This is a genomic window from Jeongeupia sp. HS-3 (assembly GCF_015140455.1).
In the GTDB taxonomy this organism is placed as follows: Bacteria; Pseudomonadota; Gammaproteobacteria; order Burkholderiales; family Chitinibacteraceae; genus Jeongeupia.
In genome coordinates this window covers 1,711,009-1,727,826 of record NZ_AP024094.1, presented here as the reverse complement: position 1 = coordinate 1,727,826, position 16,818 = coordinate 1,711,009, and the positions used below count along the sequence as shown (strand labels likewise).

The following is a 16,818-nucleotide window of genomic DNA, read 5'->3' as shown; positions in this document are numbered from 1 at the left end:
TGCAGCCAGCCTGATCCGTTCGGCAAGATCGGGAAATGAGTGCGTCATGACATTGTGATAAAAAGACGCACGGGGTGCCGCGACGGCGCCCGTTCCTACCGAAAGGATGCTTCCATGGCTCAGCAAGTGTTCATCAATCTCGCGGTCGACGACCTCGAGCGGTCCAAAACCTTCTTCGCCGCGCTCGGCTACAGCTTCAACGCGCAGTTCACCGACGAGAATGCGGCCTGCATGGTCATCAGCGATACGATCTACGTGATGCTGCTGGTCAAGCCGTTCTTCCAGAGCTTTACCGACAAGGCCTTGTGTGACGCGCGCACGCATACCGAAACGCTGACCTGCTTGTCGTGCGAGAGCCGTGCCGACGTCGATGCGCTGGTCGCCAAGGCGCTTGCAGCTGGCGGCAAGGCGCTGCGCGAACCGAAGGACTACGGCTTCATGTACAGCCACGGTTTCGAAGACCTTGATGGCCACCTGTGGGAACTGATGTATATGGACCCGGCGCACGTGCAGCAGTAATCGCTGCGCCAAAGTACAAAGCCCCGATGCGTCGGGGCTTTGTTGTTTTCGGGACGGGGGCAAGCCTCAGGCTGCAATCGCCTGCGGCCGGGCATGGCGGTTGACCGGCCGCGGCAGGCCCAGATGCTCGCGCAGCGTCGTGCCCCGGTATTCGGTGCGGAACAGGCCGCGCCGCTGCAGTTCGGGCACGACCAGATCGACGAACTCGGTCAGCCCGGTCGGCAGCACCGGCGGCATCACGTTGAAACCGTCGGCACCGCCTTCTCTGAACCACAGTTCGAGCTGGTCGGCGACGGCCGTTGGCGTACCGACGACCGTCCAGTGGCCACGGGCGCTGGCAACGCGCTGCGCCAGCTGGCGGATCGTCAGCCCGTCGCGGCGCGCCAGCGCGACGACCAGCGCCTGCCGGCTCTTGGCGCCGTTGGTTTCCGGGATGTCGGGCAGCGGGCCGTCGAGCGGGAAGCCAGAGAGGTCGAAACCGAGCTGGCCCGACAGCAGCGCAACGCCGCTCAGCGGATCGATCAGCGCCTGCAGTTCGGCGAACTTGTCCTGAGCCTCGGCCTCGGTGCGGCCGATGATCGGCGAGAGGCCGGGCAGGATCTTCAGCGCATCGGCGCTGCGGCCGTAGCGGGGCAGGCGGGCCTTGACGTCGGCGTAGAACGCCTGTGCGTCGTCGAGCGTCTGCTGCGCGGTGAAGATCACCTCGGCCGTCTGTGCCGCCAGCTCGCGGCCGGCTTCGGACGAGCCCGCCTGTACCACGACCGGATGGCCCTGCACCGGCCGGGGAATATTCAGCGGCCCGCGCACGCTGAAATGCTCGCCCTTGTGGTGCGGTGCGTGCAGTCTGGTGGCGTCGAAGAACACGCCGCTTTGCTTGTCGCGGATGAAGCTGTCGTCGCCCCAGCTGTCCCACAGCGCGGTCACCACATCGTGGAACTCGCGCGCGCGCTCGTAACGGACGCCGTGGTCGAGGTGGGCTTCGCGGTTGAAATTGCGCGCTTCGGCGTCGGTCGCCGATGTGACCAGATTCCAGCCGGCGCGGCCGCCCGAGAGGTGGTCGATCGACGCGAACTTGCGCGCCAGGTGGTAGGGCTCGTTGTAGGTGGTTGATGCGGTCGCGATCAGGCCGATGCGTTCGGTCACCGTCGCCAGCGCCGCCAATAGCGTCAGCGGCTCGAACTGGCCGATCTGGCCCGAGCGGCCGATCACCTCGGTCGGGTAGTCCCAGACGGCGACGCCGTCGGCGAAGAACACGCCGTCGAACTTGCCGCGTTCGGCGGTCTGCGCCAGCGCTTTGAAATGGTCGAAATTGAGCCCGGCGTCGGCCTGCGCATCGGGATGACGCCATGCGGCAACGTGGTGGCCGCTGGTGAGCAGGAAGGCATTGAGGTGAAGCTGGCGTTGGCTCATCGAAACCTCGCGGTGCATTTGAAAAAGGGCACCCGTTCGGGCGCCCGTGCGATCGGCCCCGGCCGGCGATCGGTGCCGGGGCATCATCGTCAAGCGGTCAGGCAGCCCTGTCGGCGGCGGCACTTTCGGTATTCGCCGCCGGGGCGAACCTGGGTGCCTTGCTGATGGTGCGGCTGCGCTGGCCGTCGATGCCCACCGCCGGCACGCCGGCGACGGTGACCCGGTGCAGCACACGGTGCGCATCGCCGTAGTCATTGATCGCGTAGTGCTGGGTGGCGCGGTTGTCCCAGATCGCCACGTCGCCGGCCTGCCAGCGCCAGCGCACGGTGTTCTCGAGCCGGGTCACGTGGCTTTGCAGCACCGCGTACAGGTGTTGCGAGTCGGCGGCGGTAACGTCCTTGAGGCGCTTGAGGAAATGCCCGAGCAGCAGGTTGCGTTCGCCGGTTTCCGGGTGGACATGCACGACCGGATGCTCGGTTTCGTACAGCGTCGAGGTAAAGACATTCTTGTAGCGCTCGATCTGTTCGGCGCTGACGTTCTGGCGATAGCTGGCGTAGTCGTACTCGTTGCTGTGTACCGCCCACAGTTTGTCGGCGAGTTCGCGCAGCGGCTTGGGCAGATCGAGGTAGGCGGTGTGGGTATTGGCCCAGACGGTATCGCCGCCGTGCTCGGGGATCTTGATCGCGCGCAGGATAGACGCCTTCGGATAGGCGTCGACGAAGGTCACGTCGGTGTGCCAGCTGTTGGCGCGGCCGCCGTGGGCCGAGTCGAGTTCGAGCACGTAATCGGTGCCGTCGACCGCCGGCACCGTCGGGTGCGCGACCGGGGCGCCCAGCAATTGGGCAAAGGCCTGCTGGCCGGCGTCGTCCAGCGTCTGGGCGCGGAAGAACACGACCTTGTGCTTGAGCAGCGCGGCATTGATGTCGGCGGTGACGTCGGCGGACAGCTCGCCCGACAATTGCACGCCACGGATTTCAGCGCCGATGCGGCCGGCGACGGGATGGCTGGTGATCTGGCTCATGATGGCTTCCTTGACGTGTCGGTGATGCGTTTCAGAAAGGGCGGCTGCCGGCGAGGCTGACGCGCTTGAGCGTGCGGCGCTCGGCGGCGGGAAAAGCGGTGCGCGCGTGCAGCGTGGCCTGGTTGTCCCAATGGACGATGTCGCCGACGCTCCAGCGGTGGGTGTAACGGAAGCGCGGCTGGACGATGTGCTCGCGCAGCCGGGCAATCAGCGCCTCGCCCTCGGCCGGGGCTATGCCCAGCAGCTCGACTTCGGTGTGGGTCGACAGGAACAGGATTTTCTTGCCCGAGCGCGGGTGGGTACGCACGAGCGGATGCGGAAAGGCGGCGCCGAGCGGTTCGCGCGCCGGGCTGCGGTAGGGCGGGTATTCGGCCTCGCCGCCTTCGGCCTTGATCCGGGCGTTCTCGATCTGGCGAACGAAAGGGTTGTAGGTAATCAGCTGCAAGCCGTCGATCTGCGCCCTGGTCGCGTCGTCGAGCGCTTCATACGCGGCGTTGAGGTTGTACCAGCTGGTATCACCGCCGATCGCCGGGACTTCCAGCGCATACAGCAGCGAGCCGGCCGACGGTAGCGGCGTCCACTGGTGATCGGCGTGCGGCGTGAGTTCGCCGCTGCCGAGATAGCCGCCGGTTTCGACATTCGAAACGAACACCACATCGGGCGGAATGCCTTGCGCTTCCGACCCCAGCACCGGCACATCCTGCGGCCGGCGGAACACGCTGCCGAAGTAGGTCGAGAAGCTCAGGAAGGCATCGTCGTCGAGCCGCTGCTGCTTGAAGATCAGGATGTGGTGATCGTCCAGCGCCGACTGCAGTGCAAACACCAGCGCCGGGCTGAGCGGGCGATTGGCATCCAGCCCGTCGACCACGGCACCGAGCGCCGCGCCGGTCGGCGTGATGCGGACTTCTTCGATGGCCTGTGGCGTATGCAGGCCGGCCGTGGCGTCGGGCCGGGCGTGGAATGCGCGGGAGAGTTGCGGGGTGCTCATGGGGCTTCCTTGTTCGGGTGGGACAGTCAGCCACCCGCAGCAGAAAGCGTGCCAATCCCCGTCATCCAGCAAAACCGCGCCCTCGTGACCGGCCGGGTAGGGCCGGGAGCCGGGGGCTGCTGCAAATGCAGCAGCAAGCCCAGCACTCTGCTGGATTTGGTGCAGTGCAACGAACCCTGTGCCGTCCGGACGCCCTGCCGCTGCAATCGCAGCATCCTGCTGCGCGTGCCGTTGTTCCGCCCGCAGGCCGCCCGCTTTATTCCTGATGAATCTAATAAAAACATGTTGGCATGCAATCTGCTTATAAGAATTCGCAAGCGGTGAGGAATGCCGCTGCGGCGTATACGCCAACAACGAGGACACCCGCCTGCCGCAGATCCTGCGGCAGCGACGTCGTCCCGGCCTTGAAGGCCAATCTATAAGGGAGATGATTCATGCAACAGCACAAAGCCTGGCTGGGAGCCGGCTTGCTGGCGCTGGCCAGCGTCGGCCATGCGGCCGCACCGAGCAACGAAGAACTGCAAAAGCAGATCGCCGCGCTGAAGAAAGCGGTCGATGCCTTGCAGCAGCAGCTCGACCAGAAGGCCGCCTCACCGGCGGCACCGGCTGCAACTGCCGTGGCCGATGCGGTCGGTGCCCCGGCAACGCGGGAAGACGTGCAGGGCGTGCAGGCCGATCTGGAGAACTTCAAGTATCAGGTGCAGCGTGACCGCGATACCGCGACGGCCACCAGCGCGCGTGCGCTCAACATCAGCGGCACGATCCAGGCCCGCGCCGCCTATTCGACGCAAGACACCAGCGCCGCCTCGAGCACGCCGGCCGGTGTCGTCAACGACCGCAACTCCAGTTTCGACGTGCCGACGGCCATCCTCGCCTTCTCCGGCAATCTATATAAGGATTACGACGAAGGCCGCAACCTCGGCTACCGGCTTTCGGCAGGTGCCTCGCAGCAGACCGCCAGCAACAACAGCTTCCTGAACCTGCTCGATGCCTATCTGAGCTATTCGGTGCTGCCGACGATCGATCCGGCCAGCCCGCGGCTTGAGCTTGCGTTCGGCCAGCAACTGCTGCCCTTCGGGCTCGAAGTACCGGCGACCGAAGACCTGAAGCCGGTCATCCTGAATGCCCAGTTCACCACCCGGCTGGGGCTGGCACAACGGCAGATCGGCCTGATCGCCCGTGGCGATCTCGATCCCACCGTGGACTACGGCTACAACTATCGCGCGCCGCTGCTGAGTTACGCGCTGGGCCTCGTCAACGGCAATGGCCCGAACACCTCGGACAACAACAGCCCCAAGGACTGGGTCGGCCGGCTCGCGTTCACCGTGCCGTCCGATTACAACTCGTGGCTGCGTCAGCTCACCGTGGGCGGCTCGTTCTATCGCGGCAAGGCCAATCTGTTCGTCCCGGGCACCAGCACCCTGGTCGGCAAGGGCGACCGGGTGCGCTACGGCGTCGACCTGACCTACAACCACGAGCCGTTCGGCGTCACCTACGAATACATCCAGGGGCGCGATGACGTCGCCGCCGGTACCACCGCCGCCAACGCCAAAGTGGCGGCGGTGAAGAGTGGTTCGCACACCGCGACGCTCTTCTACAACGTCGGTGAACAGTTCGTGAAGGGCTTCCGCGCCCAGGGCCGCTACGACGACTGGTGGCCGAAGTCCTACCAGCCCTTCTTCCGCTACGACCGCTTCGACCCCAACGTCGACAGGCCGGGTGACGAAAGCACGATCTCGACGCTGGGCCTGAATGTGTTCTTCGCCCAGACCACCAAGTTCCAGCTCAACGTCAATTACACCGACGACAAGGCCAGGAACCAGTCGTACAGCGACTTCCTCGCCCAGTTCCAGTTCGGTTTCTAAGCCTCTGTGGCCGGATCGCGTTCCGGCCTCGACCCAAGGAGTACGCACGATGAAAAGATTGTTCCGCACCACGCTGGCCGTGATCGCGCTGGCGCTCGGCACCCAGGTCATCGCGGCCGAACCGCTCAAGGTAATCCGTATCGGCGTCTCGCAGGTCGGTACCGGCAATCGCCCGGTCGTCGGCGGCTCACCCATCGGCATCGTCAATGTTCGCGGCGAGCTGGAAGAAGAGTTCCGCAAGGAAGGCATCAAGGTCGAATGGAATTTCTTCAAGGGCGCGGGCCCAGCGGCGAACGAGGCGCTGGCCAACAAGCTGCTCGATTTCCTGTTTCAGGGCGACATGGCGTCGCTGGTCGGCCGCGCCAGCGGGCTGAAGACCAAAATCCTGCTCGGCCAGACGCGCAACGGTTCCGGCTACATCGCCGTGCCATCGGGCTCGCCGGTGCAATCGCTGCAGGATCTGAAAGGCAAGAAACTGGCCGTTTTCAAGGGCACCGCCGGCCAGTTGCAACTGGCGCGGATCTTCGACAAGCAGAGCCTGACCGAGCGTGATTTCCGCACCATCAATATGGATACGGCTTCAACGCAGGCGGCCATCGCCACGCGGGACATCGATGCGGCGATTTTCGGCGCCGACATCTTCCCGCTGATCGATAGAGGCATCGCCCGCATCATCCAGAAAACCGGCCCCGACGTGGCGCTGACCAGCCACTTCGCCGTGACCGAGGATTTCGAGAAGCAGTATCCGCAAGTAGTCCAGCGCGTCGTGAATGTTGTGGTCAAGACCAGTGCGTGGGCCAGCGACGAGAAGAACCGCGATGCGGTGTTCCAGCAATGGGCCAAATCGGGCGTGCCGTACTCGGCGTTCAAGCGCGATTACGAAGGCCAGTTGCTGAAGGAACGGCTCTCGCCGCTGCTCGATGAAAACTTCTACAGCCACTACCGCGATTCGCTGGTGCTGGCGAAGAAGCTGAAGCTGATCCGCGGTGATATCGACGTCGATGCGTGGATCGAGCCGAAGTACCTGAAGCAGGCGCTGAAGGAACAGAAGCTCGACGGCTACTGGGCCGAGTTCGACGTCGCCGGCAAAACCCGGGTCGCGGCCAAATAGGCGCGGATCGATAAGGGGTCATGTCGATGTCCGTCACCGCAAACGACGTCATCCCGCCCCTTGCACTCGCGCCCGAAGCGGGCGCGGTTGCAAGAGGGCTGGGCATTCTGAAACACAAGCTGCAGCGCGCGGCTGTCGGGGCATTGCTGCCGCTGGCGGTGCTGGCGTTGTGGCACGCCGCCGCCAGCCGGGGCTGGATTGCATCGCAGATCCTGCCGGCTCCCGAGCTGGTCTGGCAAACGCTGAACGAGCTGTGGGCGTCGGGCGAGCTGTGGGACAACCTTGCCATCAGCTTGGCGCGCGTCGCCTGGGGCTTCTCGGCCGCGCTGCTGATCGGCGTCGCCCTGGGCGTGGCGATGGGCGTGTCCAGCACGGTCGAGGCTTATCTTTATCCGAGCTTCAAGGTGATTTCCGAAGTCCACGTGCTCGGCTGGATTCCGCTCTTGATCATGCTGTTCGGCATCGGCGAGGCAATGAAGGTCATCGTCATCGTCAAGGCGGCGATGGTGCCGATCACCATCAATACCCAGCAGGGCATACGCAATATCTCGCAGAGCTATCTCGAGGTCGCGCGCGTTTACCGCTTCAACCCGCGCCAGCTGTGGCTGAAGGTGATTTTCCCGGCGAGCCTGCCGAGCCTGTTCAACGGTTTCCGCTATGGCCTGACCAATGCCTGGCTCTCGCTGGTGACGGTCGAGCTGCTCGCCTCGAGCGAGGGCATCGGCTACCAGATGGTGCTGGGGAGACAGCTGTTCCAGCTCGATGTGGTGATGGCGTGCATGGCGGTGATCGGCCTCGTCGGGTTGGCGATCGATGTGGTGCTGCAGGCACTGGAGGCGTGGTTGCTGCGCTGGCGCCGTGCTGCGTTTTAAGGAGAGGGGCATGAGTGACAACGAACTGAGCCAGGGCATCGACAGCGGCGTGCTGGCCACCGATGGGCCGGTCATCCGCGATGAGGCCAGGGGGCGGCCGCTCTCGGCACGGGCGAGGGCGTGGATCGCCGGTAAGGACTGGCGCGGCTGGGCCTTGCCGCTGGCGGTGCTGCTGTTGTGGGACGTGCTGACGCGGTTCCTGCTCAGCAATACCGAGATACTGGCGCCGCCGGTACAGGTGTGGCGCGAGGGCGTGCATCAGATCGTCAACGGTGGCTTCGTGTTCGACATCATCGCCAGCGTCAGCCGCGATCTGGCCGGTTTTGCCATCGGCGGGCTGGCCGGCTTCGGGCTGGGCACGCTGCTCGGCACCTCTCCGCTGGCCGAACGGCTGATCGGCCCGAGCTTCAATGCGGTCAAGCAGATCGCGCTGTTCGCCTGGATTCCGTTGATCTCGGTGTGGTTTGGCGTCGGCGAGCCGGCCAAGGTGGTCTTCATTGCGCTGGCGGCGTTCTACCCGGTGACGATCAACACCTTCGAAGGCATCCGCGCCGTCAACCGCGATTACGCCGAAGTCGCGCGGGTGTACGGCTTCGGCTGCTGGCAGTTGTGGCGGCGGGTGATCCTGCCGGCGGCGAGTCCGCAGATCTTCACCGGCCTGCATCTGGCGCTGATCTACGCCTGGCTTGCGACCATCGGCGCCGAGTACTTCCTCAAGTCCGGTTATGGCGTGGGCAACGCGATGATCGACGGCCGCGAGCACTTCAACATGGGCTCGGTGCTGTTCGGCCTGGTGGTGATCGGCCTGATCGGCGCGGCGCTTAACCAGCTTGCCGTGCGCATCGAGGCCCGCGCGCTGTCATGGCGCAACCGCACGGCATGACCGCTGCCGGCGCGACCACATATATAGAAAGGGAAAATGGAATGACTTTCCAACTCGGCACTCTCAGCCTGCAGCACCTGAAGAAGCAGTACACCGTCAAAGGCGAAGCCTTGCCGGTGCTGGATGACGTCTCGCTCAGCATTGCGCCGGGCGAATTTGTCAGCATCGTCGGCAGCTCCGGTTGCGGCAAGTCGACACTGCTGCGCCTCGTGATCGGGCTGGAGGACGATTATCAGGGCGAGATCCTGCTCGACGGCGACCGCATTCGCGGCACCAGCCTCAAGCGCGGCATCGTGTTTCAGGAGCACCGGCTGTTTCCGTGGCTGACGGTGGAGCAGAACGTCGGCCTCGCGCTGGAGAACTCGCCGCTCAGCGCCGCCGAAAAGCGCGAAACGATCGCCGACCATCTGGAGCTCGTCGGCCTGGACGGTTTCGAGACGGCGTATCCCTATCAGCTCTCCGGCGGAATGAGCCAGCGCGTGGCGATTGCCCGCGGTCTGGTGAATCGGCCGGAGATCCTGCTGCTCGATGAACCCTTCGGCGCGCTGGATGCGCTGACCCGCGCCAACCTGCAAGCCGAACTGCAGCGGATCTGGCAGGCCGAAGGCATCACCATGATCCTGGTGACCCACGATGTCGAAGAAGCGGTGTTTCTTGGAGACCGGGTGGTGGTGATGCAACCGCGCCCCGGCCGGATCAAGCGCATCGTGCCGGTCGACCTGCCACACCCGCGAGACCGGGCATCACCGATCTTCCAGTCCATCCGCGACGACGTGCTCTCCGAATTCGGCCACCTCCCCAAGCCGGTGCTGCTGGAACCGGAGCCCATCCGTCGCTTCAGCGACTACGTATTTGCTTGGTGAGACCTTTGTTGACGCAAAAACGGGCGGCCTTCGGGCCGCCCGTTGGCTTTTTGGCGCCGCTGATGGGGCGCTGCCGCCAAAAACCGCCCGCCATCCGGCCGGTTGCTGACGATTTTTATGCCATTGGTCTTATTTTGTCAGCTTTGGCGGTGGGGTTTGCCGGGTAGTGCGAAAGAGTGGGATTTGGGTGTGGTAAAAATTCGCTGTCCGATCAGTGGCTTAGCGGGTTGGTTGCGAATTTGTTGCGAGGAGGTGTTGACGGGGGAAGGGGAAGTGCTTAAAGTTGCGTTCTCTGCTGATGACGCAGCGAAAGAAACGAAGCGAAACTCGCCGAGTTTACCGAGCGAAGTGTTCAGAAGCAAGCGATCTTTAACAAATTACAGCCGATGAGTGTGAGTGCTTGATGAGTGCATCAAGTACTTGCACTTAGATGATAGAAAGTAAATCTGACCGCTTCGGTGGTTGGGTGAGTTTTTTTGAGTTAACGCAAGTGCGCAATTATTCAGTGATTAAACGAAAGAGTTTGATCCTGGCTCAGATTGAACGCTGGCGGCATGCTTTACACATGCAAGTCGAACGGATTTGAGGGGCTTGCTCCTCAAGTTAGTGGCGAACGGGTGAGTAATACATCGGAACGTGCCCAGTAATGGGGGATAACCTGCCGAAAGGCAAGCTAATACCGCATACGCCCTGAGGGGGAAAGTGGGGGATCGCAAGACCTCACGTTATTGGAGCGGCCGATGCCTGATTAGCTAGTTGGTAGGGTAAAAGCCTACCAAGGCAACGATCAGTAGCGGGTCTGAGAGGACGACCCGCCACACTGGGACTGAGACACGGCCCAGACTCCTACGGGAGGCAGCAGTGGGGAATCTTGGACAATGGGCGAAAGCCTGATCCAGCAATGCCGCGTGGGTGAAGAAGGCCTTCGGGTTGTAAAGCCCTTTTGTCAGGGAGGAAATCCTGGCCCCTAATACGGGTCGGGGATGACAGTACCTGAAGAATAAGGACCGGCTAACTACGTGCCAGCAGCCGCGGTAATACGTAGGGTCCAAGCGTTAATCGGAATTACTGGGCGTAAAGCGTCCGCAGGTGGCTTGTTAAGATCGATGTGAAAGCCCCGGGCTCAACCTGGGAACTGCATTGATGACTGGCTCGCTAGAGTACGGCAGAGGGGGGTGGAATTCCGCGTGTAGCAGTGAAATGCGTAGATATGCGGAGGAACACCGATGGCGAAGGCAACCCCCTGGGCTGATACTGACACTCATGGACGAAAGCGTGGGGAGCAAACAGGATTAGATACCCTGGTAGTCCACGCCCTAAACGATGTCTACTAGTTGTTGGGCTTTTCGGAGCTTAGTAACGCAGCTAACGCGGGAAGTAGACCGCCTGGGGAGTACGGCCGCAAGGTTAAAACTCAAAGGAATTGACGGGGGCCCGCACAAGCGGTGGATGATGTGGATTAATTCGATGCAACGCGAAAAACCTTACCTGGTCTTGACATGTCTAGAATCCCGAAGAGATTTGGGAGTGCCGTAAGGAGCTAGAACACAGGTGCTGCATGGCTGTCGTCAGCTCGTGTCGTGAGATGTTGGGTTAAGTCCCGCAACGAGCGCAACCCTTGCCATTAGTTGCTACCATTCAGTTGAGCACTTTAATGGGACTGCCGGTGACAAACCGGAGGAAGGTGGGGATGACGTCAAGTCCTCATGGCCCTTATGACCAGGGCTTCACACGTCATACAATGGTTGGTACAGAGGGTCGCGAAGCCGCGAGGTGGAGCCAATCTCAGAAAACCAATCGTAGTCCGGATCGCAGTCTGCAACTCGACTGCGTGAAGTCGGAATCGCTAGTAATCGCGGATCAGCATGTCGCGGTGAATACGTTCCCGGGCCTTGTACACACCGCCCGTCACACCATGGGAGTGGGTTTTACCAGAAGTAGCTAGGCTAACCCTCGGGAGGCCGGTTACCACGGTAGGATTCATGACTGGGGTGAAGTCGTAACAAGGTAGCCGTAGGGGAACCTGCGGCTGGATCACCTCCTTTAAAGATAATGCCTCATTAAGCATTCACACTCATCGGCTGTAGGTTAGAGATACGGAGAACTGGGTCAGTAGCTCAGTCGGTTAGAGCACCGTCTTGATAAGGCGGGGGTCGCTGGTTCGATTCCAGCTTGACCCACCATTTGCTTTTTTAGTGAATGACAAGACAGTTTGATCCGATGGGGGCATAGCTCAGTTGGGAGAGCATCTGCTTTGCAAGCAGAGGGTCGTCGGTTCGATCCCGTCTGCCTCCACCATTTTAGTTTTCAGAACTAAGTTTGCTGATGTTGGTGTAGCAATTTTAGTTCTGACTGCTTCAGTTGGACGAGAATTTATTCTCTGTATCGCTCTTTAACAAGATAGAAGAAGTAAGACTCAGATTTATTCAGTAATGAATGGGTTTGATTGCATCGAGTTTTGAATTCGAGAACTTTGAATTCGAGTCGCAAACATAACTGTAATCTTGAACTACGCGTTTGAGGTTATAGGATCAAGCGAATAAGTGCATCTGGTGGATGCCTTGGCGATTACAGGCGATGAAGGACGCGGCAGCCTGCGAAAAGCTGCGGGGAGCTGGCAAACGAGCTTTGATCCGCAGATATCCGAATGGGGGAACCCACACCTTTTGGTGTATCCATGACTGAATACATAGGTCATGTGAAGCGAACCCGGCGAACTGAAACATCTAAGTAGCCGGAGGAAAAGAAATCAACCGAGATTCCCAAAGTAGTGGCGAGCGAAATGGGAAGAGCCTGTACGTGATAGCGATTGTCTTAGCAGAACGGAATGGAAAGTCCGGCAATAGTGGGTGATAGCCCCGTATGCGAAAAGATAAACGTGGTACTAAGCGTACGACAAGTAAGGCGGGACACGAGAAATCCTGTCCGAAGATGGGGGGACCATCCTCCAAGGCTAAATACTCGTAATCGACCGATAGTGAACCAGTACCGTGAGGGAAAGGCGAAAAGAACCCCGGGAGGGGAGTGAAATAGATCCTGAAACCGGATGCATACAAACAGTGGGAGCGGACTTGTTCCGTGACTGCGTACCTTTTGTATAATGGGTCAGCGACTTACGTTCAGTAGCAAGCTTAACCGAATAGGGGAGGCGCAGGGAAACCGAGTCCGAATAGGGCGATTAGTTGCTGGGCGTAGACCCGAAACCAAGTGATCTATCCATGGCCAGGATGAAGGTGCGGTAACACGCACTGGAGGTCCGAACCCACTAATGTTGCAAAATTAGGGGATGAGCTGTGGATAGGGGTGAAAGGCTAAACAAACTTGGAAATAGCTGGTTCTCCCCGAAAACTATTTAGGTAGTGCCTCAAGTATCACTAACGGGGGTAAAGCACTGTTATGGCTAGGGGGTCATCGCGACTTACCAAACCATTGCAAACTCTGAATACCGTTAAGTGCGAGCTTGGGAGACAGACATCGGGTGCTAACGTCCGGTGTCAAGAGGGAAACAACCCAGACCGCCGTCTAAGGTCCCAAATGATCAATTAAGTGGAAAACGAGGTGGGAAGGCATAGACAGCCAGGATGTTGGCTTAGAAGCAGCCATCATTTAAAGAAAGCGTAATAGCTCACTGGTCGAGTCGTCCTGCGCGGAAGATGTAACGGGGCTCAAATTGATAACCGAAGACGCGGATATGTACGTAAGTACATATGGTAGGGGAGCGTTCCGTAAGCCTGTGAAGGTGGCTTGAGAAGGCTGCTGGAGGTATCGGAAGTGCGAATGCTGACATGAGTAGCGTTAAAACGGGTGAAAAGCCCGTTCACCGAAAGCCCAAGGTTTCCTACGCAACGTTAATCGGCGTAGGGTGAGTCGGCCCCTAAGGCGAGGCTGAAAAGCGTAGTCGATGGACAACAGGTTAATATTCCTGTACCGATTCTGAGTGCGATGTGGGGACGGAGAAAGGTAGGTCAGCCATCTGTTGGAATAGGTGGTTTAAGCGTGTAGGTGGGGGATTTAGGCAAATCCGGATCCCTGTTAACACTGAGGCGTGATGACGAGGTGCCATTGGCACTGAAGTGATTGATCCTATGCTTCCAGGAAAAGCCACTAAGCTTCAGCTCAGAATTGACCGTACCGCAAACCGACACTGGTGGGCAGGATGAGAATTCTAAGGTGCTTGAGAGAACTCAGGAGAAGGAACTCGGCAAATTGACACCGTAACTTCGGGAGAAGGTGTGCCTCTGTAGCGTGAAGCGACTTGCTCGTGGAGCGTGAAGAGGTTGCAGTGAAAAGGTGGCTGCGACTGTTTATCAAAAACACAGCACTCTGCTAACACGAAAGTGGACGTATAGGGTGTGACGCCTGCCCGGTGCCGGAAGGTTAATTGATGGGGTGCAAGCTCTTGATCGAAGCCCCGGTAAACGGCGGCCGTAACTATAACGGTCCTAAGGTAGCGAAATTCCTTGTCGGGTAAGTTCCGACCCGCACGAATGGCGTAACGATGGCCACACTGTCTCCTCCTGAGACTCAGCGAAGTTGAAGTGTTTGTGAAGATGCAATCTCCCCGCTGCTAGACGGAAAGACCCCGTGAACCTTTACTGTAGCTTTGCATTGGACTTTGAAGTGGTTTGTGTAGGATAGGTGGGAGGCTTTGAAGCAGAGACGCTAGTTTCTGTGGAGCCGTCCTTGAAATACCACCCTGACCCCTTTGAGGTTCTAACCTTGGTCCGTTATCCGGATCGGGGACCGTGCATGGTAGGCAGTTTGACTGGGGCGGTCTCCTCCCAAAGTGTAACGGAGGAGCTCGAAGGTTACCTAGGTACGGTCGGACATCGTACTGATAGTGTAATGGCACAAGGTAGCTTGACTGCGAGACTGACACGTCGAGCAGGTGCGAAAGCAGGACATAGTGATCCGGTGGTTCTGTATGGAAGGGCCATCGCTCAACGGATAAAAGGTACTCCGGGGATAACAGGCTGATTCCGCCCAAGAGTTCACATCGACGGCGGAGTTTGGCACCTCGATGTCGGCTCATCACATCCTGGGGCTGTAGCCGGTCCCAAGGGTATGGCTGTTCGCCATTTAAAGTGGTACGTGAGCTGGGTTCAAAACGTCGTGAGACAGTTTGGTCCCTATCTGCAGTGGGCGTTGGAAATTTGAGGGGGGCTGCTCCTAGTACGAGAGGACCGGAGTGGACGCATCTCTGGTGTACCGGTTATCACGCCAGTGGTATCGCCGGGTAGCTAAATGCGGAATAGATAAGCGCTGAAAGCATCTAAGCGCGAAACTAGCCTCGAGATGAGATTTCCCTAAGGCCTTGAGCCTTCTAAAGGGTCGTGGAAGACCACCACGTTGATAGGTCGGGTGTGGAAGCGCAGTAATGCGTTAAGCTAACCGATACTAATTGCCCGTGCGGCTTGATCCTATAACCTGAACCGCGTGGTTCGGGTATGATGCGACAGGCTCGTAAATATCAAACCCGAGTCATTACTTCTTCTATCGAATTCAGAGATATGACTAATACAGTCGTAACTCCACCAGTTACGTCTGGCGACCATAGCGAGTTGGTCCCACGCCTTCCCATCCCGAACAGGACCGTGAAACGACTCAGCGCCGATGATAGTGCGGGTTCCCGTGTGAAAGTAGGTCATCGCCAGACTCCCCATAGAAAACCCCCCTGCAGAATGCTGCAGGGGGGTTTTGCTTTATGCGCGCAAAAGAGGGATGCAGTCCGATTGCCGCCAGCTTTTGTGCCATGAAAACATACATCCTGCCGTTTGACGGTGCCGTATGGCTTTGGATGTCCTCCCCTTGCAGTGCTAGATTGTCTCGCTTTCAAAGTCTAAGTTAATGATTTTGAAAGAATATCAGCTTGGCTCGCCTGATCGGTTTTCCTTGATTCCAAGGAAGGGAACGCAGGCGAAGCCGGATCAAAGACTGGAGGAGACGAGGATGAAGCTGTACTGGAGTGCGCTGTTTTTGCCGTTTTTTTCGCTGGTACCCAATCTGGCCCTTGCACATGGCACGATGGAAGTACCGGTCAGTCGTGTACTGAACTGCTTCAAGGAAGGTCCTGAAGCACCGCAATCGGCCGCATGCCAGGCGGCTGTCGCCGTTTCTGGGCCGCAGATGCTGTATGACTGGAACGGCGTGAACCAATTGCCCAATGGCAACCATCAGGCATTTGTTCCGGATGGCCAATTGTGCGGCGGCGGCAAATCGAACTATGCGGGCCTGAACCTGGCCCGTACCGACTGGGTCAGTTCGCCGATCGCGCCGGATGCCAGCGGCAACTTCGAGTTCATCTACAACGCTCCGGCTCCGCACACGACGAAGAACTGGGTGTTCTACGTCACCAAGGATGGCTGGGATCAGACGCAACCGTTGAAGTGGGGCGATCTGGAGAAGTTCTGCGAACTGGGTAACACCGCTGCAGATAGCACCAAGCGCTATCACCTGACTTGCCCGCTGCCCAAGAACAAGACCGGCGCGCATATCATCTACAACACGTGGCAGCGTTCCGATAGCGCCGAAGCTTTCTACTCGTGCTCCGACGTGCGTTTCTCGGCCGTCGCATCCAACTACAAGGAACTGGGGCAGATTCGCGCCTCGCAAGATCTTGCTTCGGACACCAAGGTCACATTGCGGCTGTTTGATGCCAATGGCGGGGATCTTGAGTCCATCAGCGCGGTCATGAGCTGGGACAGCGTCACTGGTGCGGAAATGTTCCGCGCGGCTAACTGGCCGTACTATCTGGCGAAGGCGATCAACAGTGCGTCGCGTTACATCGTGGCCGGGATTCTTAACAGCGGCGGTGCTGTGGTGCCGGAGACGAACGCGACGACCAACCGCATCTACTCGCGTGACGGCAAGTCGTATACCTATGCGATTGATGTCGCCGGCGCAGTAGTGCCGACTCCTGTGCCGACGCCGACGCCGACGCCGACGCCGACGCCGACGCCGACGCCGACGCCGGCTCCTACCCCAGCGCCAACCCCAGCGCCGACTCCGGTTCCAACGCCAGCGCCGACCCCAGCTCCGACGCCAACCCCATCGTCGAACTGCGCTGCAGCCTGGAGTGCTGGTACGACCTACGCAAACCCGGGCAGCGCAGTCAGCTACCTCGGCCACAACTACAAGAACAAGTGGTGGACGGTCGGAGATGATCCGACCAAGTCCGGTCAGTGGGGCGTGTGGCAGAATCTCGGCACCTGCAAATAAGTCTTCGCCGAAGCTGTACGCAAGCCCTCCCGTGTGGGGGGCTTTTTTCATTTGACCAGGCGTCTTGG

At 59.9% G+C, this 16,818-nt stretch carries 10 protein-coding genes, 2 tRNA genes and 3 rRNA genes; 12 read left to right on the top strand and 3 right to left on the bottom strand.

Annotated elements, in window-relative coordinates; all coding sequences use genetic code 11:
* Window positions 1-114 precede the first annotated feature (114 nt).
* A complete protein-coding gene (locus JLC71_RS08165; RefSeq protein WP_200914882.1) occupies window positions 115-519 on the top strand; it encodes a VOC family protein in 405 nt (134 codons plus the stop codon).
* 66 nt (window positions 520-585) lie between these two features.
* On the opposite strand, the gene JLC71_RS08160 is transcribed toward JLC71_RS08165, so the two are convergent.
* The 3 genes from JLC71_RS08160 to JLC71_RS08150 form a co-directional block, all read right to left on the bottom strand.
* Window positions 586-1,929 carry an LLM class flavin-dependent oxidoreductase gene (locus JLC71_RS08160; protein ID WP_200914881.1) on the bottom strand — a complete coding sequence of 448 codons (1,344 nt, stop codon included), beginning with the start codon at window positions 1,927-1,929 and terminating at the stop codon, window positions 586-588.
* Between the two features lie 97 nt (window positions 1,930-2,026).
* Window positions 2,027-2,950, bottom strand: coding sequence for a TauD/TfdA dioxygenase family protein (locus JLC71_RS08155; RefSeq protein WP_200914880.1), 924 nt, complete (start codon window positions 2,948-2,950; stop codon window positions 2,027-2,029).
* Between the two features lie 31 nt (window positions 2,951-2,981).
* Window positions 2,982-3,938 carry a TauD/TfdA dioxygenase family protein gene (locus JLC71_RS08150; RefSeq protein WP_200914879.1) on the bottom strand — a complete coding sequence of 319 codons (957 nt, stop codon included), beginning with the start codon at window positions 3,936-3,938 and terminating at the stop codon, window positions 2,982-2,984.
* A 434-nt stretch (window positions 3,939-4,372) separates the two neighbouring features.
* On the opposite strand from JLC71_RS08150, the gene JLC71_RS08145 reads away from it, so the two are divergent.
* The 11 genes from JLC71_RS08145 (at window position 4,373) to JLC71_RS08095 (ending at window position 16,750) form a co-directional block, all read left to right on the top strand.
* On the top strand, window positions 4,373-5,803 hold the full coding sequence (locus JLC71_RS08145; protein WP_200914878.1) for a porin family protein: 1,431 nt from the start codon (window positions 4,373-4,375) through the stop codon (window positions 5,801-5,803).
* Window positions 5,804-5,852: 49 nt separating this feature from the next.
* Window positions 5,853-6,914: an ABC transporter substrate-binding protein gene (locus JLC71_RS08140; RefSeq protein ID WP_200914877.1), complete on the top strand. Its 1,062-nt coding sequence runs from the start codon at window positions 5,853-5,855 to the stop codon at window positions 6,912-6,914.
* A gap of 26 nt (window positions 6,915-6,940) precedes the next feature.
* The gene (locus tag JLC71_RS08135) at window positions 6,941-7,786 is read left to right on the top strand and encodes an ABC transporter permease (RefSeq protein WP_200914876.1); all 846 of its coding nucleotides are present in this window, start codon (window positions 6,941-6,943) and stop codon (window positions 7,784-7,786) included.
* A 10-nt stretch (window positions 7,787-7,796) separates the two neighbouring features.
* A complete protein-coding gene (locus JLC71_RS08130) occupies window positions 7,797-8,669 on the top strand; it encodes an ABC transporter permease (RefSeq protein WP_200914875.1) in 873 nt (290 codons plus the stop codon).
* 41 nt (window positions 8,670-8,710) lie between these two features.
* The gene (locus JLC71_RS08125; protein ID WP_200914874.1) at window positions 8,711-9,532 is read left to right on the top strand and encodes an ABC transporter ATP-binding protein; all 822 of its coding nucleotides are present in this window, start codon (window positions 8,711-8,713) and stop codon (window positions 9,530-9,532) included.
* 511 nt (window positions 9,533-10,043) lie between these two features.
* Window positions 10,044-11,577, top strand: a 16S ribosomal RNA gene (locus JLC71_RS08120).
* Between the two features lie 61 nt (window positions 11,578-11,638).
* Window positions 11,639-11,715, top strand: a tRNA-Ile gene (locus tag JLC71_RS08115).
* A gap of 39 nt (window positions 11,716-11,754) precedes the next feature.
* Window positions 11,755-11,830, top strand: a tRNA-Ala gene (locus JLC71_RS08110).
* 231 nt (window positions 11,831-12,061) lie between these two features.
* Window positions 12,062-14,954: ribosomal RNA gene (locus tag JLC71_RS08105) — 23S ribosomal RNA — on the top strand.
* 121 nt (window positions 14,955-15,075) lie between these two features.
* Window positions 15,076-15,188, top strand: a 5S ribosomal RNA gene (gene rrf / locus JLC71_RS08100).
* The 16S, 23S and 5S rRNA genes sit together here with 2 tRNA genes alongside, the layout of an rRNA operon.
* 293 nt (window positions 15,189-15,481) lie before the next feature.
* Window positions 15,482-16,750 carry a lytic polysaccharide monooxygenase gene (locus tag JLC71_RS08095; protein WP_200914873.1) on the top strand — a complete coding sequence of 423 codons (1,269 nt, stop codon included), beginning with the start codon at window positions 15,482-15,484 and terminating at the stop codon, window positions 16,748-16,750.
* Window positions 16,751-16,818 lie beyond the last annotated feature (68 nt).

Bases quoted from the DNA above. Each gene is read 5' to 3' on its own strand.
- JLC71_RS08150 (WP_200914879.1), bottom strand. From the start codon at position 3,938: ATGAGCACCCCGCAACTCTCCCGCGCATTCCACGCCCGGCCCGACGCC.
- JLC71_RS08135 (WP_200914876.1), top strand. From the start codon at position 6,941: ATGTCCGTCACCGCAAACGACGTCATCCCGCCCCTTGCACTCGCGCCC.
- JLC71_RS08165 (WP_200914882.1), top strand. From the start codon at position 115: ATGGCTCAGCAAGTGTTCATCAATCTCGCGGTCGACGACCTCGAGCGG.
- JLC71_RS08125 (WP_200914874.1), top strand. From the start codon at position 8,711: ATGACTTTCCAACTCGGCACTCTCAGCCTGCAGCACCTGAAGAAGCAG.
- JLC71_RS08160 (WP_200914881.1), bottom strand. From the start codon at position 1,929: ATGAGCCAACGCCAGCTTCACCTCAATGCCTTCCTGCTCACCAGCGGC.
- JLC71_RS08095 (WP_200914873.1), top strand. From the start codon at position 15,482: ATGAAGCTGTACTGGAGTGCGCTGTTTTTGCCGTTTTTTTCGCTGGTA.
- JLC71_RS08145 (WP_200914878.1), top strand. From the start codon at position 4,373: ATGCAACAGCACAAAGCCTGGCTGGGAGCCGGCTTGCTGGCGCTGGCC.
- JLC71_RS08130 (WP_200914875.1), top strand. From the start codon at position 7,797: ATGAGTGACAACGAACTGAGCCAGGGCATCGACAGCGGCGTGCTGGCC.
- JLC71_RS08155 (WP_200914880.1), bottom strand. From the start codon at position 2,950: ATGAGCCAGATCACCAGCCATCCCGTCGCCGGCCGCATCGGCGCTGAA.
- JLC71_RS08140 (WP_200914877.1), top strand. From the start codon at position 5,853: ATGAAAAGATTGTTCCGCACCACGCTGGCCGTGATCGCGCTGGCGCTC.